Source organism: Sporomusa rhizae, assembly GCF_041428845.1.
GTDB lineage: Bacteria > Bacillota > Negativicutes > Sporomusales > Sporomusaceae > Sporomusa > Sporomusa rhizae.
Window position 1 is genome coordinate 3,162,458 of the sequence record NZ_CP156925.1, and the last position, 23,084, is coordinate 3,185,541.

General features: G+C 41.6%; 21 protein-coding genes and 1 pseudogene. 10 read left to right on the plus strand and 12 right to left on the minus strand.

What is annotated here, in order from left to right:
- The first annotated feature begins 49 nt into the window (after window positions 1-49).
- From nadE to SRRS_RS15010, 3 genes and pseudogenes are all read left to right on the plus strand, one after another.
- Window positions 50-1,939 (plus strand): NAD(+) synthase, encoded by a 1,890-nt coding sequence (gene nadE, locus SRRS_RS15000; protein WP_371361636.1) that lies wholly within the window; start codon window positions 50-52, stop codon window positions 1,937-1,939.
- A 13-nt stretch (window positions 1,940-1,952) separates the two neighbouring features.
- A complete protein-coding gene (locus SRRS_RS15005) occupies window positions 1,953-3,251 on the plus strand; it encodes an NCS2 family permease (protein ID WP_371369838.1) in 1,299 nt (432 codons plus the stop codon).
- Between the two features lie 146 nt (window positions 3,252-3,397).
- Window positions 3,398-4,756: pseudogene (locus SRRS_RS15010) on the plus strand (IS1182 family transposase); the annotation flags it as partial.
- Window positions 4,757-4,937: 181 nt separating this feature from the next.
- Here SRRS_RS15010 and SRRS_RS15015 read toward each other — a convergent pair.
- The 3 genes from SRRS_RS15015 to SRRS_RS15025 form a co-directional block, all read right to left on the minus strand.
- Window positions 4,938-5,300, minus strand: coding sequence for a zinc ribbon domain-containing protein (locus SRRS_RS15015; RefSeq protein ID WP_371361638.1), 363 nt, complete (start codon window positions 5,298-5,300; stop codon window positions 4,938-4,940).
- Between the two features lie 18 nt (window positions 5,301-5,318).
- Window positions 5,319-6,863, minus strand: coding sequence for a hypothetical protein (locus SRRS_RS15020; protein WP_371361639.1), 1,545 nt, complete (start codon window positions 6,861-6,863; stop codon window positions 5,319-5,321).
- A 129-nt stretch (window positions 6,864-6,992) separates the two neighbouring features.
- Window positions 6,993-8,321: an SH3 domain-containing protein gene (locus SRRS_RS15025; protein WP_371361641.1), complete on the minus strand. Its 1,329-nt coding sequence runs from the start codon at window positions 8,319-8,321 to the stop codon at window positions 6,993-6,995.
- 396 nt (window positions 8,322-8,717) lie between these two features.
- Here SRRS_RS15025 and SRRS_RS15030 point away from each other — a divergent pair, with 396 nt between their 5' ends.
- Window positions 8,718-8,918 carry a hypothetical protein gene (locus SRRS_RS15030; protein WP_371361642.1) on the plus strand — a complete coding sequence of 67 codons (201 nt, stop codon included), beginning with the start codon at window positions 8,718-8,720 and terminating at the stop codon, window positions 8,916-8,918.
- A 469-nt stretch (window positions 8,919-9,387) separates the two neighbouring features.
- On the plus strand, window positions 9,388-10,770 hold the full coding sequence (ltrA, locus tag SRRS_RS15035; RefSeq protein ID WP_371361643.1) for a group II intron reverse transcriptase/maturase: 1,383 nt from the start codon (window positions 9,388-9,390) through the stop codon (window positions 10,768-10,770).
- Between the two features lie 193 nt (window positions 10,771-10,963).
- On the opposite strand, the gene SRRS_RS15040 is transcribed toward ltrA, so the two are convergent.
- The 8 genes from SRRS_RS15040 to SRRS_RS15075 all read right to left on the minus strand — a co-directional run bounded on the left by SRRS_RS15040 (window position 10,964) and on the right by SRRS_RS15075 (window position 17,218).
- A complete protein-coding gene (locus tag SRRS_RS15040; RefSeq protein WP_371361644.1) occupies window positions 10,964-11,446 on the minus strand; it encodes a CarD family transcriptional regulator in 483 nt (160 codons plus the stop codon).
- A gap of 86 nt (window positions 11,447-11,532) precedes the next feature.
- The gene (locus SRRS_RS15045; RefSeq protein ID WP_371361646.1) at window positions 11,533-12,657 is read right to left on the minus strand and encodes an ABC transporter permease; all 1,125 of its coding nucleotides are present in this window, start codon (window positions 12,655-12,657) and stop codon (window positions 11,533-11,535) included.
- On the minus strand, window positions 12,654-13,559 hold the full coding sequence (locus tag SRRS_RS15050; RefSeq protein ID WP_371361647.1) for an ABC transporter ATP-binding protein: 906 nt from the start codon (window positions 13,557-13,559) through the stop codon (window positions 12,654-12,656). The genes SRRS_RS15045 and SRRS_RS15050 overlap by 4 nt, the downstream gene beginning before the upstream one ends.
- Window positions 13,547-14,461, minus strand: coding sequence for an ATP-binding cassette domain-containing protein (locus SRRS_RS15055; RefSeq protein WP_371361649.1), 915 nt, complete (start codon window positions 14,459-14,461; stop codon window positions 13,547-13,549). The genes SRRS_RS15050 and SRRS_RS15055 overlap by 13 nt, the downstream gene beginning before the upstream one ends.
- Window positions 14,458-15,435 carry an HlyD family secretion protein gene (locus SRRS_RS15060; RefSeq protein ID WP_371361650.1) on the minus strand — a complete coding sequence of 326 codons (978 nt, stop codon included), beginning with the start codon at window positions 15,433-15,435 and terminating at the stop codon, window positions 14,458-14,460. The genes SRRS_RS15055 and SRRS_RS15060 overlap by 4 nt, the downstream gene beginning before the upstream one ends.
- Entirely contained in the window at window positions 15,422-16,024 is a 603-nt protein-coding gene (locus tag SRRS_RS15065; protein WP_371361652.1) for a TetR/AcrR family transcriptional regulator, read from the minus strand. The genes SRRS_RS15060 and SRRS_RS15065 overlap by 14 nt, the downstream gene beginning before the upstream one ends.
- A gap of 279 nt (window positions 16,025-16,303) precedes the next feature.
- Window positions 16,304-16,861: a hypothetical protein gene (locus SRRS_RS15070; RefSeq protein ID WP_371361653.1), complete on the minus strand. Its 558-nt coding sequence runs from the start codon at window positions 16,859-16,861 to the stop codon at window positions 16,304-16,306.
- Window positions 16,862-16,903: 42 nt separating this feature from the next.
- Window positions 16,904-17,218: a hypothetical protein gene (locus tag SRRS_RS15075; RefSeq protein ID WP_371361655.1), complete on the minus strand. Its 315-nt coding sequence runs from the start codon at window positions 17,216-17,218 to the stop codon at window positions 16,904-16,906.
- Window positions 17,219-17,428: 210 nt separating this feature from the next.
- Here SRRS_RS15075 and SRRS_RS15080 point away from each other — a divergent pair, with 210 nt between their 5' ends.
- Window positions 17,429-17,824, plus strand: coding sequence for a bacteriohemerythrin (locus SRRS_RS15080; protein WP_371361656.1), 396 nt, complete (start codon window positions 17,429-17,431; stop codon window positions 17,822-17,824).
- A gap of 112 nt (window positions 17,825-17,936) precedes the next feature.
- On the opposite strand, the gene SRRS_RS15085 is transcribed toward SRRS_RS15080, so the two are convergent.
- The gene (locus SRRS_RS15085) at window positions 17,937-18,638 is read right to left on the minus strand and encodes a hypothetical protein (protein ID WP_371361657.1); all 702 of its coding nucleotides are present in this window, start codon (window positions 18,636-18,638) and stop codon (window positions 17,937-17,939) included.
- A gap of 654 nt (window positions 18,639-19,292) precedes the next feature.
- Here SRRS_RS15085 and SRRS_RS15090 point away from each other — a divergent pair.
- Genes SRRS_RS15090 through SRRS_RS15105 form a run of 4 tightly spaced genes read left to right on the plus strand, consistent with a single transcriptional unit; the run spans window position 19,293 to window position 22,993 of the window.
- Window positions 19,293-20,315, plus strand: a complete 1,023-nt coding sequence (locus SRRS_RS15090) for a radical SAM protein (protein WP_371361658.1) — start codon at window positions 19,293-19,295, stop codon at window positions 20,313-20,315.
- On the plus strand, window positions 20,273-20,554 hold the full coding sequence (locus SRRS_RS15095) for a PqqD family protein (protein ID WP_371361659.1): 282 nt from the start codon (window positions 20,273-20,275) through the stop codon (window positions 20,552-20,554). Before SRRS_RS15090 ends, SRRS_RS15095 begins: the two co-directional genes overlap by 43 nt.
- A gap of 31 nt (window positions 20,555-20,585) precedes the next feature.
- Window positions 20,586-21,827, plus strand: a complete 1,242-nt coding sequence (locus SRRS_RS15100) for an MFS transporter (protein WP_371361660.1) — start codon at window positions 20,586-20,588, stop codon at window positions 21,825-21,827.
- A gap of 59 nt (window positions 21,828-21,886) precedes the next feature.
- Window positions 21,887-22,993, plus strand: coding sequence for a radical SAM protein (locus SRRS_RS15105; RefSeq protein ID WP_371361661.1), 1,107 nt, complete (start codon window positions 21,887-21,889; stop codon window positions 22,991-22,993).
- The last annotated feature ends 91 nt before the right edge of the window (window positions 22,994-23,084 follow it).

A 23,084-nucleotide genomic window follows, 5' to 3' on the forward strand; every position in this document is an offset into this window, starting at 1 on the left:
AGCGAACAATACACAGCATGTCATTTGTACGAGTTGAGGTGAATGGTTTTTGCTTAAAATTGCTTTAGCCCAAATGGAAGTAATTCCTGGCAGGCCGGATTTAAATACAGATAAAATGTTATCAATGATTCACACTGCCCGCACGCAATATGCCGATATAATTATTTTCCCGGAAATGGCCATACCTGGCTACCTATTAGGAGATACCTGGGAACAGCAAGCTTTTTTACGGGATTGTGAAGCCTTCGGGAAACAGATAATCGCCGCTTCTCAGGATATCTGCATTATCTATGGGAATATAGCCGTAGATTGGAGCAAACGGGGCGATGATGGACGGGTACGCAAGCATAATGCCTGTTTTGTCGCACAGAATGAACAGCTTATTGCCACACGCATCAAAACATTGCAGCCAAATTACCGTGAATTCGATGATACCAGGCACTTTGTCAGCTTGCGCAAACTAGCAATTGACCTAAAACAAGACGTAGAGTCTCTGCTAGAACCTGTTGCGGTAATTATTAAAAATAAGGAATACCACCTGGGCTGCATCATTTGCGAAGATGGCTGGAGCGACGATTATAGCATTGACCCGATTACCGCTCTTACTACCAACGGCGCTCTTGACATAATAATAAACATCTCCAGTTCTCCGTTTACCTTAGGGAAAAACAACAAACGCAACAGGGTGTTTTCCAAACAAGCCCAAGAAACAGGTAAGCCACTAATCTATGTTAATAACACAGGCCTGCAGAATAATGGAAAAACAGTTTATACCTTTGACGGCTTTAGCACTGTATATAATGGGGATGGTCAAATAATTGCTTACTGCCCGCCCTTCACTGAAAAACTTGAATATATCGACCTTACTATCGCTGCAGGCGGACGTGATCTCAGCCCCGTCAGCGTACCGGACGACTTTACTACCGTTAGCCTTTATCAGGCAGTAAGCTATGGAGTACGCCTGTTTTTACAGTCAATCGGTATGAACAAAATTGTAATTGGCGTTTCCGGCGGAATCGATTCAGCGGTATGTGCTGCCCTATATGCCAGCATTATCCCTCCCCAAAATATTCTGCTCGTCAATATGCCCAGCAAATTTAATTCCAAAACAACCAAAGATTTGGCGGCCCAGTTAGCACAAAACCTTGGCTGCTTATACACGATCATGCCAATTGAGCAATCTGTAGAAAATACGGCTGCGCAACTCAGCGGTACTCCAATTACAAAACTAACCAGTAACGAATCCTTCCAACTGTCGATATCATCCTTTGTCCTAGAAAATATGCAAGCCCGTGACCGTTCTTCACGTCTGCTGGCAGGCATAGCTGCTGCGTTCGGCGGTGGCTTTACTTGTAACGCCAATAAAAGCGAGCTTACTGTCGGTTATTCGACCCTCTATGGTGACCAAGCCGGCTTTTTAGCTGCGCTAGCAGATTTGTGGAAACACCAGGTGTATGAGTTAGCTAATTACTTGAATACCTGCGTGTATGGTAAAGAGGTTATTCCTCAAGCCGTCATTGATCTGGTCCCCAGTGCCGAACTGTCTTTTGACCAATCAGTTGATGAGGGCAAAGGCGATCCCATTATTTATCCTTATCACGACTACTTGTTCCGCGCGTTTATGGAATATTGGAATAGAGCTACTCCTGAAGACATTTTACATTGGTACAAGGAAGGTTCCCATGTACTTGAACAACGCTTGGGCTGCGCGACCGGACTGGTAGATAAAATTTTTCCGACCCCTCGTCACTTTATTGATGATCTTGAACGCTGGTGGCGGCTCTACACAGGTATGGCAGTAGCAAAACGCATACAAGCACCGCCGGTATTGGCCGTCAGCCGCCGTGCCTACGGATTTGATCACCGAGAAGCACAGAACAGCGTATATTTCACCCAAGAATATCTAAAGTTAAAACATACACTACTATCTGCAACCTAAGGAGAGATACATCATTAATTCGTGGTTTAAACTTACAGAGCGCGGCACCAATATTTCTACAGAAGTCATCGCCGGTGTAACAACTTTCTTGACAATGGTTTATATTGTTGTAGTAAACCCGGCTATTTTAAGCGCTGCCGGCATGGACTTTAACGGCGTATTTATGGCAACGGCCATTGCCAGCATTATTGCAACTCTAATTATGGGTATTTTCGCCAATTATCCAATTGCAATTGCCCCCGGAATGGGTATGAACGCATTTTTTACCTACAGTGTTGTTATCAGCACACAGATCTCCTGGCAAATTGCACTTGGTACAGTGTTCATTGCCGGTATTTTATTTATACTGTTATCGCTGACTAAATTCCGTTATATACTAATTAATGCTATCCCCGCAAGTTTAAAGCATGCTATAACTGCCGGTATTGGCTTATTTATCACCTTTATCGGACTACAAAACGGCAAAATTATCGTTGCCTCCCCGGCAACCTTGGTTACCTTGGGAAAACTTTCCGAACCAATGACACTGCTAACAGTAATTGGTGTGATTATAACCCTGATATTACTGGTGTACCGCGTCAAGGGTGCTATCTTTGCCGGCATGCTTATAACAGCCGTAATTGCTGCTATGTTTGGGATGATGAATCTGCCACCCCAGCTTTTTATGCTGCCAACCGGCTTAACAAGTACGGCGTTTCAACTGGATATTAGCGGTGTATTTTCTCAAGGCCTATACGCTGTCGTATTTACATTTTTGCTAATTACTCTATTCGATACTACCGGCACAATGCTAGGTGTAGCCGAACAAGCCGGGCTTTTAAAAGACGGCAAATTTCCCCGCGCCAAAGGAGCATTCCTGGCAGATGCCATTGCTACGACAGTCGGCGCTCTATTAGGAACAAGCCCAACCTCAGCTTATATCGAGTCAGGTGCCGGCGTAGCCGTAGGCGGACGGACAGGCCTCACTGCTGTAGTAACTGCCAGTCTCCTAGGTCTTACCCTATTTGCCCTGCCGGTAGCGAAAATGCTTGCTGCTATCCCGGCAGTTACCGCACCAGCATTAATCATTGTCGGCTTTTTTATGATGGATGGTCTAAGAAACATTGACTGGAAAGATACCGAAGAAGCCTTCCCGGCTTTCCTGGTTGTTGTTACAATGCCTCTGACCTACAGCATAGCTACAGGCATTGGTATTGGCTTTATCGTCTACCCTTTGCTTAAGCTGCTGCGCGGTAAATCGAAAGAAATTCACCCAATAATGTATTTATTTATGGTGCTATTCTTTATCCAGATTGGGTTTCTCAGCCATTAAAAGCATAATGAAAAGTAAATGCGGACAGTAACCTGTCCGCATCAGGCTGTCGACAAAGTCGGCAGCCTTTTTATATTTGAGAACCTCTTCTAATCCGGTGTGAAATATAGTAAAATAGAGATAATAAGAGATTGGGAGAGATAATCGTGCTTAAGAAGAAAAACAGAGTGATAATCGACCAAGTCGAATTTGTTTGTCTAAGCGAGCTAGTTCCACAAGATCATTTACTGCGCTTAGTTGATGCAAGCATAAAATTCGATTTTATATATGATGAAGTTAAAGATTTATACAGTGATACTACTGGCAGACCCAGTATCGATCCGGTCGTTCTGATAAAATTGCTAGTACTGCAGATTTTGTACGGTATTACATCTATGCGTCAAACAATTAGCGATGCTCAAGTCAATCTTGCTTACCGCTGGTTCTTAGGCTACGGCTTTCAGGAGAAGATACCGCATTTTTCTACCTTCGGGAAGAATTATGAAAGACGGTTTAAAGAAAGTGACCTCTTTGAAAAAATCTTTGAAAGAGTGTTATTTGAGGCCATAGAATGTGGTTTTATCAAAGCAGATGCTGTATTTTTTGATGCTAGTCATGTTAAGGCCAACGCCAATAAAAACAAGTATGTTAAAAAGATGGCCCAGCATCGAGTACATAAATATAAGCGTGAATTGATGATTGAAATTAACGCTGACCGTGAATCACATGGCAAGAAACCTTTTACCGATGACAACGACAATGATTCTGACGGAACAATGATTGAAGAAAAGGAAGTCAAAGAAAGTACAACTGACCCAGAAAGTGGTATGTTCCATAAAGGTGAAAAAGAGCGTTGCTTTGCTTACACCGCCACAGTGGCCTGTGAGCGCAACAATTTTATTCTTGGTGTTAAAACAGCCCCAGGTAATGTTCATGATAGTCAGGTGTTTACCGATGTATTTCAAGATGTCATTGAAAAATTTAATGACATAAAAGCAGTAGTTGCCGATTCTGGTTACAAAACGCCGGGAGTATGTCGTGAAATTATGCAAGCAAATAAAATACCGGTTATGCCCTACAAACGCCCTATGACTAAAGAAGGATACTTTAAGAAATACGAGTATGTTTATGACGAATACTATGACTGCTATATCTGCCCCAATAACCAAGTGCTAAAATATTCCACTACAAATAGAGAAGGCTATCGGGAATACAAAAGCAATCCCAAGATATGTGTCCAATGCTCACTGCGTATGCAATGTACCCAAAGCCAAAACTTTACAAAAGTCGTAAACCGGCATATCTGGGAATCTTGCGTTGAATATGCAGAGGATGTCCGTCATACTCACCAAGGCCAAGACCTATATCGCCGCCGAAGCCAAACCATTGAACGTGTCTTCGCAGATGCGAAAGAAAGACATGGAATGCGCTATACTCGCTATCGTGGCTTGAGGAAAGTACAACACTACCTCACGCTTCTTTTTGCGTGTATGAATTTAAAGAAGTTAGCAATGTGGAAAAAAAAGCGCGGTATGTTACCGCCTTTTTCAAGAACTTTTCCGTCTATGTTATCAAAATTTATGAAACTCGTAACTATTAACAAAATCCCGCTTGTTGGCCTTCCGGCCTGAAGCGGGATTTGTCTACACTCTGATGCGGACAGTAACCTGTCCGCATTTTTGTTTTCCATTATAACGTAATTTACGATTATCTTCTCAGCATTTGTAGTAACCAGCTGACAATCAAAACAGCGCCAACCGCCAACAGTATAAACATCACCAAGGGAAGAAAAAAGAATACCAGCAACGCCAAAATGGCGGCAACAATCAGTTTTCCCATCCAACCTGTTGAACCAAACGAAAGACTGATTCTTTTAATCCGTGACCCATTATCAGTCTCATCGCTGCTATATTGACGGTGCTCACCGGATTTACTTGCTTCGTCGATGGTAACACCATTAAAACTATCGCGTTCCTGCCTGCTTAAGACACTAACTCCCGTTTCATAACCACAATTAGGGCAGTTTTCTGCTCCTGTATGCAATTGTGCGCCACAGTTAGGACAGTGCATTATTTCTCCTCCTGACACTTACTGCAAATCATACAGTAATGAAACTATTCCTTCTTCGCTTAGATATCTAGGATCATATTTCTCCAGCTTCAAAGCTTCAAATAACTTAGCTCTGCTAGTACTAATACTTGACTTTGCCACTGCCATCTCTTCCGCCAACGTCTCTGTCGGCATCTCGGTGTCGCCGTTATTAATCTTGGAATACGCCTGGATAACGGCAGCCGCCCAAACAGCTGGCTTACGAATATGTACAGCTTCTATACCGGAAAAATCCTGCCACAACTTCTTTGCCAAAACAATGTCGTGGCAAGAATACCCGAATTTCGGCATAAATACAGCAAGCAGTTCAAGTACTACAGTATTAACGTTCTTTTCACCGGTTACCGGCTGCGGAAAGCTGCGTTCCATCTGGGCGTAGGAAGTTACATTTACTCTCGCCCAAGTAGCGAGAAGGTCAATAGTATGACGTACAGCGTTAGCATGCCTGTCAACAAAATCCACCCATGAAGCTTCCGGTTGCTGTAATTCCAGCATAGCTTTCTGCCGGTTAATTTCCTCTCTGATCCGTCGGCGTAGATTGCTACTTATTTCAACGCTAGTGATAAAGTTTATCATAACTAGTTCCCGCTCTTCTTGCTGCAAAAATACATGCCCGTAGAACAGCAATTTTTTTATCAGCTTGTAATCAAAATTCGGATTGGGCAACCTGAATTTTTCATCGGTTAAAAGATTAACACACTCTACCCAATCCTGATTAATTACACTTTGTACATAAAATACGGTGAATTTAGCGCCCATAAGCTCACGAAGAATTTTTTGCTCTTCACTGGCCAACTTGTTATTATAATCAATATGAAATTGGGTAAGAGGCGTATTGTCATTAGCCAATAAATGATAATCAAATAAAAAGTAATCCCAAAATCCCAGCCAAAACTCATCGTCATTTTCCTCTTCCGGCATTTGCCCCAGCGGCCCCAAGTAAAGCGTAAGAGCCCGGTCAAAATCATCAACAAAATTTTCCTGCTGGAAATAAGAACTAAATTTAAGCATTAAGCGTTCTACCGCTTCGCCGACAATCCGGCCAATATCTTTGGGAACAGTCAATGATTTTAACGGTAACTCTCCTTGTTCATCCTCGACTTCCATAAATCTGAGACGCTTTCCGCCAATCATAAACTCTGCTGCCTGTTTAAGTTCACCAGTATCAGCAATTAGCTTTTTACCAGCCAAATAGTTATAAAACTCTTGTAATATATCAAACAAGTGCCGTACTGTTGCGAGATTAGGGTTAAATTCCTCTTCCTGAACAATCATCCACTCTATCGCTAAGCTGTATTCTGAGGCCGTCATTTCGTCAATATCTGTCTCACCTGAATATGATAGATAGGATACGAACATTTGCAGATTGCGCCACAGGTCCCGTAAAACTTCATCATTGGCTCCCTGCCAAGCCTTTTGACGCAAAAAGCCTTCCACCCAATCGCGGTTTACTGCCGAATCCCATTCCAGCTCTTTGTTAAAGAAGACCTGGACTTCATCATATACGTTCTTTATATTGGTCATCGTAAAAAATTAGCTCCTTTAAGCACTTTAACGCACACTATTATAACACGTTTCCCCCCTCTAACCAATAGTTAACCACTTTTATCCTATGATTAACCGGCTAAAGACCGTGAAGGTTCTAAGTCAACTTTACTGGAACTGTTTCCCGGTAGTCATAGCCTCCAGATATTGTTTTCCGCTCCGTAGGGTCAGGTTCAGATCGCTAACTACGACTCGCATTACAGGTACACGGCCATCAGGGGTGTTGTAGCCTGCCACCGCATGAATAATGAACTGACGTCCTTCGTTTTCCCCCAAATATAGCGTAGTATGTCCGGGCATGTAAAGACCTGCTCCCGGTTCCAGACTCATAATTTGTTCTGCCCTTGCCTTTGTACTTCCGCTCAAGACAACAGTACGTCCTGCTGCCATTTCCTGCTCATCGGCATTGCGCGGCAGTGTCAAACCAAAACTACGATAAACATCCAACACTAAAGCTGAGCAGTCCCAACCGCCATACATGCCACCCCAACCATAACGCTCTCCTTGAAGTTTAAAGGCTTGGCGGATAATATTGCTCCTGGTGTACGGCAAGTATCCTTTAATCACCTGATCATTTACTGCTACCTGAACCAACTCAAAAGCCAATTCTCCTCTGGCACCGCGTACAGGAAGTTTAACCGCATAACTTCCATTTGCCGTTAACCGATCAATAAGTGGTGATGAATTTTTTCTATCAGCCAAGGGTAGTTTGGAGCCCATGGCAAATTGCTTATCCCCTATTGTAAGTTTACTATCGATAACTGTTAAAAATTCCGCTGCATCAACATATTCTAACCATTCCTGCCTGCTTGCAGCAATGGCTACAGAACCGGCGGACAACCAGCCCCGGTAGTTATAAGCTTGCACATAGTACCAAGCCTTGTTTAAACTTTGATGCAAAATAATAACAGGTTCCGCAGGATCGAGGGTAGTTTCCTGCAGGTCATCAAATTCACGGTCATCGGGCTGACTAGTTACACAGTCGTCCGTAGGAAAAGTTCTTATACTGACACGTTCAACAGTAAAACCATATTGCAGCTTAGTTATAGGAGCAATACCATTTATATTGCACTGCTCGTTCAGATGCCTATAATAGTCTGCTGAAGCCAACTGACCACTTATGTATTTGATTTTTTCGGGAAGCTTTGGCACAGTAATCATTGACACCAGAACGTCTCTTTTCAATTCACCCGGATACTGGCGCAAATCATATACAGTGTCAGGGAGTTTAGCAATTACCGCCTGATTAAATAGACTAATCTGGCTTTGCCCCAAAATAACTTTGTCCGCATCCTTTAATTTACTGATCCAGAAACCTTCTTCCTGCATTTCCGGGGTAATATTCGGCATAGTAATATTATTACCTGCTTTAGCACCAGACGGCAGTGAAACCACCAGCAAAATTACCAACAGGATAGTTGAGAACAATTTTTTCATGCTTGTACTCCTTTCAGCTAGTATGTCCATTATACTATAAACAAAAAAAATCCCCAAACAATGTAAAACTGGAAAAATTCATTTCTATTATGGAATAATTACCCATAAGTTTCTCAATATCCTGCCACCTTATTATTTTTCTTCTGCAACAAAGGTATCTCTAAATACTCCATACTTTCCTCTTTTTTACAGTCAGGCACTTACCTTGACTATGCTGCTTTTCTATGATATTATATATAAGATTATTGACCATGCAATACAAACTCAAGTCAGAACAGTCAGATTGGATTTCTCTTTGTTCTAAGTTAGTAAATTGGTAGTAGTCGAAGGTAATTGCGGCTGATTACGTCCTGTACGTGATAGATTACCAATTTTAAATTAGGGGGAGGAATCGAAATGAAACAACGTATATTACGCCTATTAAAACGTTTAGCTTTTTTAGGTTATTGCCACTTTGAAATCGAAAGTATTATCAAAGAAGCTATCGGAGTAAACAGCGTAGACGGCTTAAGCAACAGTCAAGAAGCCAGTGTCATTGAGCATCTCGAGATGTACGAACAATTAGGTTTAAACTACTTGCAAACTTACAGTAAATAAGCCTATTTTTAACAACACACAAACAGGAGAGCAACTATGCCCTCCTGTTTTTTATGTGCGCCCGGCATGGGCGCAATCTAACGGGTGAAAGTCCCGAGCGCGGGTAGATAGTGCCAAGCGCATAGCTCAAGACAAGGGTGTCCACCGCGAGGTGGAATCTGAAGGAAGTCGGCGGCAAATCTCTGGTCTGACGAACAGAAATCACATATAAGGCAGTGTAAACTGGGTAAGGTTGCATAACAAACCGAAGCCCGAAACTATCCGAAAGTTTGCGCTGTAAATGTGGCAGATAGATGGAGAGAAAGATTGCGTTCTTACCCGGGGAGATCTCACAGACATGTGAAGATAACTCAATCGAAGCATGGTTGAAATAAGATTTACTGTGAGAAGTCAGCAGAGGTCATAGTACCGAAGTTTTTCGAGAAGGACTGAACAATAATCGAGTTCTTGAGCAAAGGAAGGTGAAGTCATGTTAAGAGAGCAGAAAACCAGTAAAATGGGCTGCCCTTGCCAGGGTATGCTGGAAGCAGAGAGTAACAAGGGAGCGCGGAGCATGACGACACTGGAAGATGCAAAAGAGAACCGCGTAAATCTGTTAGAAGAAATACTAGACCGAAACAATCTCAATGCAGCATATGCCCAGGTACTGCGCAAGAAAGGTGCAGGCGGAGTGGATGGCATGCAGGTTGGAGATATGAAGCAGTGGCTGAAAGACAATAAAGAAGAGTTTCTTGAATCCCTGCGAACCGGAAGATACACCCCTCAACCCGTGAGAAGGGTAGAAATACCTAAGCCGGACGGAGGAACCCGAAAGCTAGGAATACCGACCGTACTAGACAGGTTAATACAACAAGCCATAACCCAAGTGTTAACGCCCATCTTTGAAAAGAAATTTTCAGAAAGAAGTTATGGTTTTCGAGTAGGCAGAAATGCGCATCAGGCGATAAAGCAAGCCGAAGCATACTATAGGGCAGGATACACGAAAGTAGTAGACATTGACCTGGCGCAGTACTTCGATACGGTAAATCATGACATGCTTATCAACATGCTCCGTGAAGAAATCAAGGATGAACGAGTCATCGTCTTAATCCGGAAATACCTGAAAAGTGGAGTCATGGAAGGCGGTATAGTCAGCCCCAGTACATCGGGAACCCCGCAGGGAGGAAACCTGTCACCACTGCTATCCAATATCTACCTGACGAAATTTGACCAACTGCTGGAGAAGCGCGGACATAAGTTCGTAAGATATGCAGATGACTGCAATATCTATGTCAGGACGGAACGTGCAGCCAAGCGGGTCATGGCGAGTTGTGTGAAATTCCTTGAGGGAACTTTGAAGTTACAAGTAAATCAGCGGAAAAGCCAAATCGGCAGTCCGCTGAGGGTGAAGTTTCTGGGATTTGCATTGCATAAGGTAGCGGGACAAATCGGAATACGTCCGCATGGGAAAGTCTTGAAACGTTTCAAAGAGAAGATCAAGGAAATAACCAACCGAAGTCGTGGGTGGGCAATCCAAGACACACTGCAAGAACTGAGGAAATATACAACAGGCTGGTTGAACTACTTTTCCATTGCAAACATGAGCAATAACATGAAAGAAATGAACAAATGGATACGGCGCAGGCTGCGAATGTATCTATGGAAGCAATGGAAGAAAGTTCAGACTAAGTTTGTGAATCTACAAAAGCTGGGACTGGATAGGAATAGAGCTTGGCAGTATGCCAATACACGGTTAGGGTATTGGCGTGTTGCGGGAAGTGCTATTTTACAAAGGACACTAACAGACAAATACCTCGAATCTCTAGGCTATATGAACATAGCGAAGAAATACGAGGCATTTCATTTACGTTAAAATTATTGAACCGCCGTATACCGAACGGTACGTACGGTGGTGTGAGAGGTCGCTAAATAAATTAATTATTTAGCTCCTACTCGATTTCTACATAAAGAAATCACAGCTTGCGCCGAGCCTCTGACAGCAGCAAAAGCCGATGTAAATAAAAATATCCTGCCCCTTTATAAACGGGTCAGGACATTTTACATTTTTACTCTACCTTTAAAACTTCGTTCAATAAATTGGAAGCCTGTTCCTGGGAAATTCCCTTCACCAGTTCAACTTCACTAATTAAGATCTGACGGGCATTCTCTAACATGTTTTTTTCAAGCATTCCCAGTTTCTTCTTTTGGTTAATGCGAACCAGATCACGAATTACTTGGGCGCCTTCGTAGATATCACCGCTCTTAATTTTTTCCATATTTTTGCGGTGCCGTTGACTTTCATTTAAAACAGACTCTGTCTCGCCTTCATAGAAGGTAGTAAGCAAATGATCCAGTTTTTCGGGCTCAACGATATGACGCATTCTCAGCCGTTCTGTCATATCCACAGGGACCATAACTTGCATGTTTCTATGAATTATATTTACTACATAATAAAACTGCTTTTTACCCTCGATTTCCTTTTCCTCAATTGTCCTAATGACCCCTGAGCCATGCATTGGATAGAAAACTTTGTCTCCTATATGAAACATCAAGTCACCCCCAATGCCTATTATATCAGAAAAACTGTTTTAAATCAAATATTTTATCATCATCCATCTCTTGCGTCAATAGATCATTAAGCAATTTTTTTCTGGAATTTCACAATGCTTAACGATAGTGCTGCAAGTATATATACTATAAGGGCGAAGACCTGTGACCATAAGAAATTAATGCCAATTCCCTTAAGCATAATTCCCCGGAGAATTTCCAAATAGAATGTCAAAGGAAGTACATGCCCCAGTTGATAGAAAAATTGCGGCATGGCCTCCCGGGGAAACATAAATCCTGACAGGAGAACACTGGGCAGAAAAATAAAGAAAGACAACTGCATTGCCTGCATCTGGGTTTTAGCAATTGTGGAAATAAGCACTCCCAACGATAACGAGGCAATAATAAACAAAGTAGTCAAACCATATAAAAGAGCAATACTCCCTCTTAGTGGTACATCAAATACTATTACCCCGACCGCCAGCGCCAGTGTTGCCTGGACATAGCCTACAAAAATATATGGAATAATTTTACCCAGCATTAGTTCGTGCGTTTTTATCGGTGTCACAATAAGCTGCTCCAAAGTGCCCCGCTCCCGTTCCCGTACAATGGCCATCGAGGTAATCATAACCAATGTCATTGTCAGCACAATTCCAAGAATCCCTGGTACCATATAATACGGGGAAATAAAATCAGGATTATACCAAGGTCTGATCCGAATATCTATAGGGGGCACTATCGTTTTACCGGTAGCCCCTTGCGTTCGTTTTATAAGCAATTCCTGAGAACGTATCTGGCCAATTAACTGGGCCGACGCTATAGCGGAGGAAGCAGCCATCGAGTCCGAGGCATCCACAATAACCTGAACTGTTGCACTTCGGCCATGCTTAATATTATCGGTATAATCGGGGGGTATGATGATTCCCACTTTCGTTTTGCCACACTCGACAGCAGCTGTAACTTCTTGATAGCTTACAGCGGTGTACTTAATATCAAAATATTCACTGGCGGTAAATGCCGCCAACAAATCGCGTCCTTCCTGCTGCAGCGACTGATCGAAAACAATGGTGGATAAGTGTTTGACATCAGTATTAATAGCAAAGCCAAACAACAGCAATTGAATGATTGGCAGTACCACCATCATGCCAAAAGTCAACCGGTCGCGCCGCATCTGGATAAACTCTTTCATAAGCAAGGCCCTAAGCCGAATCATGTCACCAGCTCCTTGCGTTTTGATTTAACATAGTAAACAAACACATCTTCAAGTGACGGCGTAATAATATTGTACTTATAATCCTGATAATCATTTAGCCGTTCCTCGCTTATCAGCACATGTACATTGGTCCCGTATGGATATAAATCCAAAACCTCTTTTTGCCGTCCGGTAAGTTCGGTAAAAAGACCCATAGGGTCTGGTGTTGGAATCTCAAGTAAAACTCCCGGCAAGTTCTGTTTAAGCTTAATAGGACTATTATCAGCAATCAGATTACCTTCATAAATGAACCCGATAGCATCACAGTGCTCGGCCTCATCCATAAAATGAGTAGTAACCATAACAGTGGTGCCTTGCTGGGACAATTCATAAATAATATCCCAAAACATACGACGGGATTTGGGATCAACACCACCGGTAGGTTCATCCAAAAAGAGAATTGGCGGATTATGAAGAATAGCACAACCCAGTGCCAGCCGTTGTTTCCAGCCGCCAGACAGGTTTACTGTTTTTTCCTGTCGCCGGTCTTTTAGTCCGGCCATTTCCAGCATCATCTCTATTCTCTCCTTGCTTTTCGAAGCCGAAAGGCTGTACAACCCGGCGTAAAATCGCAAGTTTTCAAGAACAGTTAACTCATCATACAAGCTGAATTTCTGAGACATATATCCGATTTTTTCTTTGATTTCTTCTCCTTGGGCTGCCAAATCAAGACCAAGAATCTGCCCACCGCCGCTTGTTGGTGTCAGAATTCCGCAAAGCATCCGGATAGTCGTTGACTTACCTGAACCGTTAGGCCCTAGGAACCCATAGATACAGCCTGGCGGGATTTTTAAATTTACCTTATTAACAGCTGTAAATTCACCAAATACCCGGGTAAGATTCTCTGTAACTACTGCGTACACGGTTCGTCGCCCCCTTCAGCGAGAAAGACAAAAACATCTTCCAAAGTAGGCGGGATCTCATGTAATGCTTCCATTTGCACACCAGCTAAATTTAGCGCTGCTTCCACCTGGTCAATAACGTTATCCTGCTTTCTGGTAACCAAGTGATATCTTTCGCCAAAAGCATTGACATCCAGTATCGGGCAACCAGCCAAAATCTGCTTGATTTGCTTACCCTTAACCTGCAATTCCAGCAGCCGAAAAGGATAATCAGCCTTCAAACGTTCCGGTGTACCACAGGCAACAATACGGCCGTCACTCATGAACCCCACCTCTGTGCACAGTTCGGCTTCATCCATATAAGGAGTAGACACGAAAATTGTCATACCTTCTTTATTGAGGCGATACAGCATCTGCCAAAACTCCCGCCGGGAGACCGGGTCAACACCGGTAGTAGGTTCATCCAGAAAAATTACCTGCGGGCGATGCATAAGTCCGGCAGCTAAAGCAAGTTTTTGTTTCATTCCGCCAGAAAGGTTGTCGGCTAAACGGTCTTTGAACGCCAGTAAGTTAGTAAATGCTAGTATCTCTGTGCCACTCTTAGCTATCCATGTAGCATCGGCCCCGTACAAAGCCCCCATAAGCTGGATATTTTCCATTACAGTAAGATCACCATATAGGCTAAATTTTTGAGGAACATAGCCAATCTTATCTTTTACCGATTCGACATTGTCACTTCCCAGCAATTCTATTCGGCCTGAAGAAATATCCATAATACCGGTAATCATACGAATAGTTGTGGTTTTTCCTGCACCATCCGGCCCTACCAACCCAAAAATGCTTCCTGCCTTAACGTTTAGGTTAAGGTTATCAACAGCCGTTCGCGTGTCGAATCGCCTAGTAACATTTAAGAGGGTAATCATTTCAACACCACATCAGCAGGCATACCCGGCTTTAGTATTCCTTCGGAATTATCCACCTTAACCTTTACCGCAAATACCAAATTAGCCCGCTCGCTTTGGGTAATGCTCTGCCTGGGCGTAAATTCGGCGTTTTGGCTTATCTCTTTAATTTGCCCGCGGAACACACGCCCTGGAAACGAATCGATCTTTACACCCGCTTCCTGACCAACAGCAATCATTCCCAACTGCGTAGATGAAATATAAACCTTTACCCAGCAATCATTCATGTCACCTACCGTAAAAATAGCAGCTCCCGGGTTAACGTACTCGCCGTTTTCATAATTTTTAGACAAAACAAGGCCGTTTATAGGGCTGATAACATTCGTATCTTCCTGCAGTACTTTGCTCGCCGCCAATACAGCTTTACTGCGTTCTACTTCCAAACGCTGCGCTTCAATAGACTCCGGCCGGGTTCCCTCTTCCCCCAAACTCAACCGCTCAGCCGACGCACTCATTGCGCTATAAGCTACTTCCATATTGGAACGGGCAGCATCCAATTGCTGTGTCGAAATCGCGCCGCTAGCGTACAAGCTTTGATAACGCTCGTAGTCTTGTTTAGCTTTAGCATATACAGAACGGGACGACTCCAACATGGCGCCAAGTTCTTGACGCTCCTGTCTTCGGGGGCCTGCCTCCAAATCCCGCAATTGTGCTTCCGCCTTAGCTAAAGCTGCTTCATCCCGGATAACTTGCGCCTCCAGGTCTGATCGGGTTATCTTGGCAACCTTTTGTCCTGTTTGAACAGAATCGCCGGCTTTCAGCTCCAAGCCACCGATATAGCCACTTACCTTAGGCATAATGTCGGCTTTCGTAACCTCGATCGTGCCGGTCGCCGTAATTCCTGTCTCTACCGGTCGAAAATACTTATAACCGACTACGCCAACAGCAACAACGCCAGCAACAATAATAGCAAGCAGCTTTTTATTTACCTGCATACGGCATCACTCCGTTTAAGAAAATTTCTACGGCCTGCTCCACATAGCTATCATCCTGTTCTGGCCCGCCAGGAGCAAAATGCCGGGAAATAGGGCGGGCAATAAAATAGAAATTCATCATCCCGGCAAGAGTTAGTGACGCAGCGTTTACATCGATATCTGGACGGAATTCGCCACGTTCAATGCCTTCTTTTAATGTTTCAGTCAGAAAACGATAAACACGTTCAATATACTTTCGGACAATTATTTCAAAAAACCTGGAAGGATTAGTTAATTCACCCATAAGAAACTTTGTTAAAAAAGGACTCTTTCGGTGAATCCTAGCAACACATTTCGCATAGCTAATGATTTTTTCTTTCGGCGAAGCCTTAAGCTCAGCCATCGAATCTAACATCATAACCATGGGTAAAAACTGAGTTTCAAGAATAGTCGAATACAACCCCTCCTTACCGCCAAAATAATAAGAAATCAGAGCGCTATTAGTCCCTGCCGCTTGTGAAAGTTCTCTAATGGATACCCCGGTTAGCCCTTTCTGGGCAAATAATTTTTCTCCCGCCTCAATTAACTTTTCTTTATTATCCTTTTCCATAGAACCACTCCTTATTTATAAATACCATAGTTGTATGAGTTTATCTTAACACAATTTAATCAATCGATTAATTAAATTATATTTGGCAGATTCATCCTTGTCAATTGCCATTGTGAATTAAGCATAAAAATAAAAAATCCCCATCTTGATTAAAGACGAGGATTAGATTTATTATTAATTGATTTTTTTAATTCCCTGCAACGATAACCAACAACAACTTTATTGTATTAATTAATAATGCACATAAAGGGTGAGTCGCGGCAGCTTTCGGCTCAATTTCTAATTACTTTCAATACACCGCAATATCCTCTTAGCTTCACAAATAAATTCATTTTCTACCTCAGTCATATTTCTTTCCGCAAAATCGGGAATTGCATATAACTTGGGAGCCTCCTCTAACATGCCGCGATAGTGCAGCTGTTCGAACTCATAATGCAGCAGTGCATTGTCAACTTCTCCGATTTGACCACATTCGTCTGCCATCACATCTGAAATCCCAAATCTACTAAATATCACAGCTTGCAAGTGTTGCTCAATTTTCTTGTAGTCTTCTAAATAAAACTTGACTGGCCTTGTTATATCAGAAATATAGGCTTCACTGGCATCATGCAGAAGACAAGCTAACTGCACCCGCTCTGACCAGCCTCTGGCTTTAGCCTCACGGGCACAATTCAGAGAATGTTGAGCAACACTATAGAAAGTTTTAAAATGGCCGTTAGCCCGGCACATTTGTGACAACGCATGCGCGATGTCTTCAAGTTTCACTTCCTCAGCCCTAGGGTCAAGCGGGTAAAACATCACATTAGTATATGTTAAAATTGCGTTTTCTCTTTTCATTACTTACCCCTCTCTTGTTATCCGCGACAACAGGGAGCCTGTTCAAAACAGCGACAACTGCCTGTCATCATAACCTGTTTTATAGGCCTGAATAATATCCTGCATTTTATAGAGAATGCCAGCTTTGTTACATTCCTTTATAAATAACTGCCATAAAGGCTCAGCGTGAGGAGAACGGCATTCATAGGCATTGCTATATTGCCTAATATATTTTTGTTTTAACGCCGGAAACAATTCATCCAGCTTTTGATAGAACCAATCCCGCTGATTTTGCCGTAAAGTTACACCAAAGGCAGGATATATGAACTTAGCCCCGTTTTCAGAGGCTAGTTGAACAATGGCACTGATATTTTCCATATTTCAAGCCCTTTTCCGGATACTTTTTGTTCTTAGGACATCAGCAGTGTTTCGTATCTTCTGGTTGACTATCTGTTATCTTTATTTATCATAGCATAAAAAAGCATTTGGCAAAAATAATTAACCCCGAAATTGACATATTCCTTTAATGCAGGAATTAATGAGAATTCTGTAGAATTTTTTTCCATAACACTATAGGAGGTGATTTCCATGGTAGTATGGAAAGAAGAGTTTGGTATTGGAATTGCTGCTATTGACGCACAACATCAAAAATTATTTGAGATCACAAATAAAGTCTATAAGCTGTTAAACAATGATTTACTTACAGATAAATATGATCAAATCGTAGCTGTTATTGAGGAATTACGTAATTACACTATAGAACATTTTGCTGCTGAAGAAGCTTATATGCAGGAAATTAACTATCGCAAATTTCTTTCGCATAAGGCGATACATAATGACTTTATTGAGAGAATTGAAGGTGTTGATTTAAGTAAAATTGATAACGAACAAAATCTCTATTTGAAAGAAATCTTAAACTTTGTAACTGATTGGCTTATTAGCCATATCTTACAAACAGATAAACTTATCACTACTGCTGATTAGTGAATAGCCGACCCGCTTAGTCCTGGCAATAGCCAATCTTGGTATGAATCTAACAAAATTAATTTTACAAGTAAAATGAGGGCAAGCCTTAAACGGCTATGCCCTCACTTTGTTATCTATCAACAGATAATTCTTTGATACTTTCTGTTAACGCTCCTAGTAAACGGTGAAAACCTTGAGGATTTTGCGACGGCACCCGGTATTGCTTGTTAATTTCTATTTGGATAGCAGGAATTTTAAGTTTATGTGCGACAAAATTGGCGATTGTATTCGAGCCGCTTGCGGCGAAATGGTCTAGGGAGACTTTGTTCAACCCGAAATTGCGAAGGTTGTGTTCCAGAGTTTCCAGCAGTCTAACCTTTGTTAATAAGGTTTTCCCGCCATTTGTGCCCAAGTCCACATCAAAATCCCGCTCGCGAGCCGCCCCATGCAGGTCCAGAACAAGCCTCACCTTTTCCCTGTTGCAAATTTCAACAATCCTGTCTTTATAGATACAGGGATTATCATGGTTCGGATCACCGCCATACAGCTTAGTTGTAGCAATCGCCTGACATCCTGTCAGCTTGTTTAAAAGATAGGCGATAGCCCCGGTGCATTGATCTGACATTTTAATTTTTTTTTGCCGATAGTGCCTGACAGCATGGGGAGCCGACACCAAGACAGGGAGTTTTCCTAACGCAATCCAGAAAGGATCTTCCCGTTTGGGGTCAACTTTCTTGTCTGTTTTATAAAAATAAATTCTTTCTATATTTGCAGCATCCTCATTAATACGCGCTCTATTAAACTCTTGTAAAGTATCCTCATAGTTGCCCAACTAATCCCCTCCGTTGCCTTGCACAAGCTAACAAACCTTGTCCATAAATGGTTCACGACGTGGCGCTTTTTCCTATTATTCTCCCTAAGAAAACCGGATTCCTACTAAAAAAGAATTTTGACACTATCAAACGTTAACAAAATAGTCTGTTGCACACACCGGCCCAGCGGATAAGCCCGTGTATCAATGGATCGCGCCTGCTATTTTATCGTATTTAGGCAATATGACTAACGTTAAAATTCTCCGATAAAAAAGTTGTTATTAAATTCACAATATTATTTACAGACTTTTCATAACATGGTATTATATGTATAATAAAACATCAAAAATTTCTCGTGTTTAGGCAGATGATCTGAAGGTCGTCAATTCTATGCATACGGTTGAAACTGTATGTAATAGAATCGATGGCCTTTTTAATTTCCAAAAAGCTATTGATAAACCTAAGTTTTAAAGTTTCCTTAAGAGCTCTAAGGGATTTAACATATTTCAAAGAAAGGAGTGTGCTAAAATGAAAAAATTCACCTTAAAAGTAAGAGAATATCGTCTTTCCGGTTGCATGAACCACCATCCAAGTGCAATGTAATCTACTTTAATCTTCACAGGCAGTCGGTCTTTTACCAGGACCGGCTGCCCCTAAAATTTAAGGAGGATTTTATGTATGTACTAAAATATCCTTTATCTTTAGGACTTTTTGTAACCAATCGCTGCAACTTTTCTTGCGGTTATTGCATTGTAGACGCCAAAAAATCAAATGCTTGGGCCGACGAATTGACAAAAGAAGAAATTTTTTCGTTTCTAGATAAAGTACAGGCAAACAAAGTACAATCCATCGATTTTAGTGGTGGAGAACCTTTTTGCCGTCATGATTTTCCTGAAATTTTGCATTACGCTGTACAAAAAGGTCTAAGCGTTTCTTTAGTATCCAATGGCAGTTTGATCGACAAACAGACAGCGAGCTTTCTTAAGAATTTGAACAGTATAAAATCGATACGAATTAGAATTAGCTTAGATGCAGCCCACCCGGAAGTTAATGATGCATATCGCTTTTCTGGAAGTTTTACCGCAGCATTAAATGCATTAGACAAATTACAAGAAAATGGTATAGTACCTGAACTTTCCTCCGTAGTTCACAAAAAAAACATCAGCAGTTTTACCGAATTATTATTGCTGATGCAAAAAAGAAAAATGAAAGTTATTCACGTTAATCCGATTATGTCTGCAGGAAGAGGGGTAACACAGAAGGAGTTATTATTGCCGTTAAAAGATTTCCGGATGGTAATGGAACAAAGAAATGAGTGGGAATGCACTTATGGTGTTGAAATCAAAGCTGACAGTCCTTTGGATTTCCTAGTAGCCCCTGAAAAAGACGCCGACATTGAAAAACGATGTTTACTAGCGTATTTCTTTTTAGGCGTTCACGCTAACGGAGACATTTACCCGTGCCCCAACATGATGGATATTATTTTGGGTAATATTCGCAAAGATGACTTGTTTTCCATATGGCAAAACGCCCCTTTTCTCAAGGAAATACGCAATACAGAACTTCTAAAAGGAGCTTGTGCCACCTGTAAATACAAAGAACGCTGCGGTGGAGGCTGCAGAGCTTTAGCCTGGCAGGAGAAAGGAGATTATTTATGTCCGGACCCTTATTGCTGGATAGCAAACCCACAAGATTAAAAACAGACGTGCAGCTTGAAGAAGACGACGGCAAAACCATTATTCACACTGGTTCTTCACTATTACTGCTGGAACAAGATGAAAGCACAGTTTTCAACCTGTGCAACGGGCAGCATACTGTCAAAGAAATAATCAGCCAATTATCTGATGTATTTAAACTGCCTGAAGCAGAAATTAAGGATGAACTAGTATCCTTTATAGAGGATTTAGGCAAACGAGGCTTGTTAAAATGGCAGTAAGTATCTTCATACAACCAAGCAGGCACTATTAATGACCTGGATCTCTTTACTTAAAAATAATGCATCCCTGCGCTATCTTTGGTTGTCTCAGTTTGTAAGCAGTATTGGAGACTGGTTTAACTACGTAGCAATCATTTATCTGGTATTACATTTGACAGATTCCGGGTTGCAGGTTGCAATAACCATTCTTTGCCGCACTATTCCACTTTTAGTCCTAGGGCCCTGGGCCGGGGTACTTATTGACCGCCTAAACAAAAAATGGATTATGCTTGGGTCTGATTTGGGTAGAGCCGTGCTAGTGTTAGGGTATCTTTATATTGACCGGGTAGAAGATTTGTGGATTATCTACTTGCTGGGTGCAGTCTTGTCTATAGGATCTGTTCTTTTTGATGCAGCAAAGCTTTCTTATATGCCGCAAATCTTAGAAAAGGAAAATCTCTATATTGCAAATGCGCTTACTAGCTTTACTTTTGGCTTGACTATCGCATTGGGATCAATGTTAAGTGGTTGGACTATCGGAGAATTTGGATACTATGTTTCTTTTATTTTTAATTCAGCCTCTTTCTTGATTTCTGCGCTATTACTACAAGGGATAGAGTCCATTCAAACTTTATGTGAAAAAAAGTACGCTTCCTGGAGTTCCGAATTTCTAGCCTCTTGCAAGTGTATAAAGGACAACCCATTAATTCTGGCATTACTTCTTGCCGATTCCTGTTTGGCTGTTGGCAGTGGTTTAATGAATGTTTTAATTGGCATTTTTGCCGTAAAAGTTTTTTTAGGCGAAAGCATAGGAATTGGAATATTTTATAATGCTCTAGGGTTGGGTTTCATTGTTGGCAGCATATTCACTAGCAAAGTAAAGCCCAAAAGGTTAAAAACCAGCTTTTTGATAAATAGCTTTATGCTCGTTGGGATTGGAGCGTCCATCATTTTTTTTAGCCAGAGTCCTACTATTTGGCTAGCTGCATTCTGGCTAGTTGTACTTTATTTTTGCCAGGGAACTTGTGGTGTGCATTATATTTCACTACTAATGTTTCTGATTCCCAAAGGGGTTCAGGGAAGGATATTTGTTATAGATCGAACTAAATTGCTGATAATCATGAGTTCCACTAATCTTTTAGCCGGTTTCCTTTTAGAAGGCTTTTCAGCGCAATTAATTGGACTCATGACCGGTCTTTTTGTTTTGATGGCCGGAATTTACTGGACCATACGCTTTGTTTACCTTTTCAAAGCTAAACATAATAACGTAAAAGATGAGGCCATTTCTTTCTAAAAAAATTTCGATTTTGTATCAAGGTGTATGTCGTGCTGGTGATCTGTGAGGTGTTACGGTTGAAAAACAATGTTGTAGATTTTTTAAGTAAGTTGAGCGGACCCTTGTATATTGATTCATCGGACGGAAAACTCGTAAAGGAAATTATGCTTTCTCCCGAAGGAGATCAATTAAGACATGCCCTCCCCCAATTTAAGCCCTGGTGTGCTATGTTTCCAAATGGAATATGTATCTTATCAGATGGCAGCATCACTACCTGTTGTTTAGACACTCTGGGCGAAAATTCTTTTGCAAATATTTATGAGCAAGACATAGTAACCACTTGGAATCTAGTAATTCCAAAAATTTTGGAGCGGGGCCTCTATAAGCTGCCTTACTGTAAATCTTGTATTGGCAACCAAGGCTTACCTTCTCTGATAGCTGAATCAGGTGATTATAATACATGGATAAATCGCTGTAGTTCCTTTCCTAGTGAACTGATTGTTGAAGTTATGAGTGCCTGCAACTACCAATGTTGTGTTGCCAAAGATTTACACAATTATCGCAATGCTGCCAAGCTGGATTTACAAGAAACTTTTGAAAAAATTAAGTCCTTTCTCCCCCATATAAAAAGACTAAAATTATTTAATTACGGTGAACCATTACTCAACAATGATCTAGGCCAATTTGCTTTGAACTGCCGCAATACTTCTAAAGATTTAATTTTAACACTTGCCACTAATGGCTTATTAATGAATGAAACTATCTCTAAGCTGCTGATTAAAAGTCAATTGAATCAAGTAGTTGTATCTGTACATGGCGGTCCCGGAACTAGTAATATGTTAAAATACGCAAAAACTGGCGCGAACTACGAACAAGTGCTTTCCAACATCGAGACCCTACTTAAGTTAAGAAAGCGATCTCGAAGCCAGTTGCCCAAAATATCATTAAGAGCTATTTTATTTGCTTGGAATGACACAGATGAAATTATGGAACAGTTTCGGCAAGCTGCCAAAAAATTAGGGCTCAACGCTACCTGGGGTAATTTAGATACAGACAATTACCATTGGATTCTAGATGAAGGCAAAGGAGGTCTGGCTAGATCATCAAAAGTTTTTGTACCTGGAAGCGCAGCTTTACAAAGGTTAATTTATAAAAAAGAATTTTTTGTACGTGAATTTTGGTAATCGCACAAATCCCCCCATCCATGAAAGTACAAAGATAGGGCAAATATACCCTATCTCCTTTTGCATTTATTGGACTCAGAAAAACCCAAGG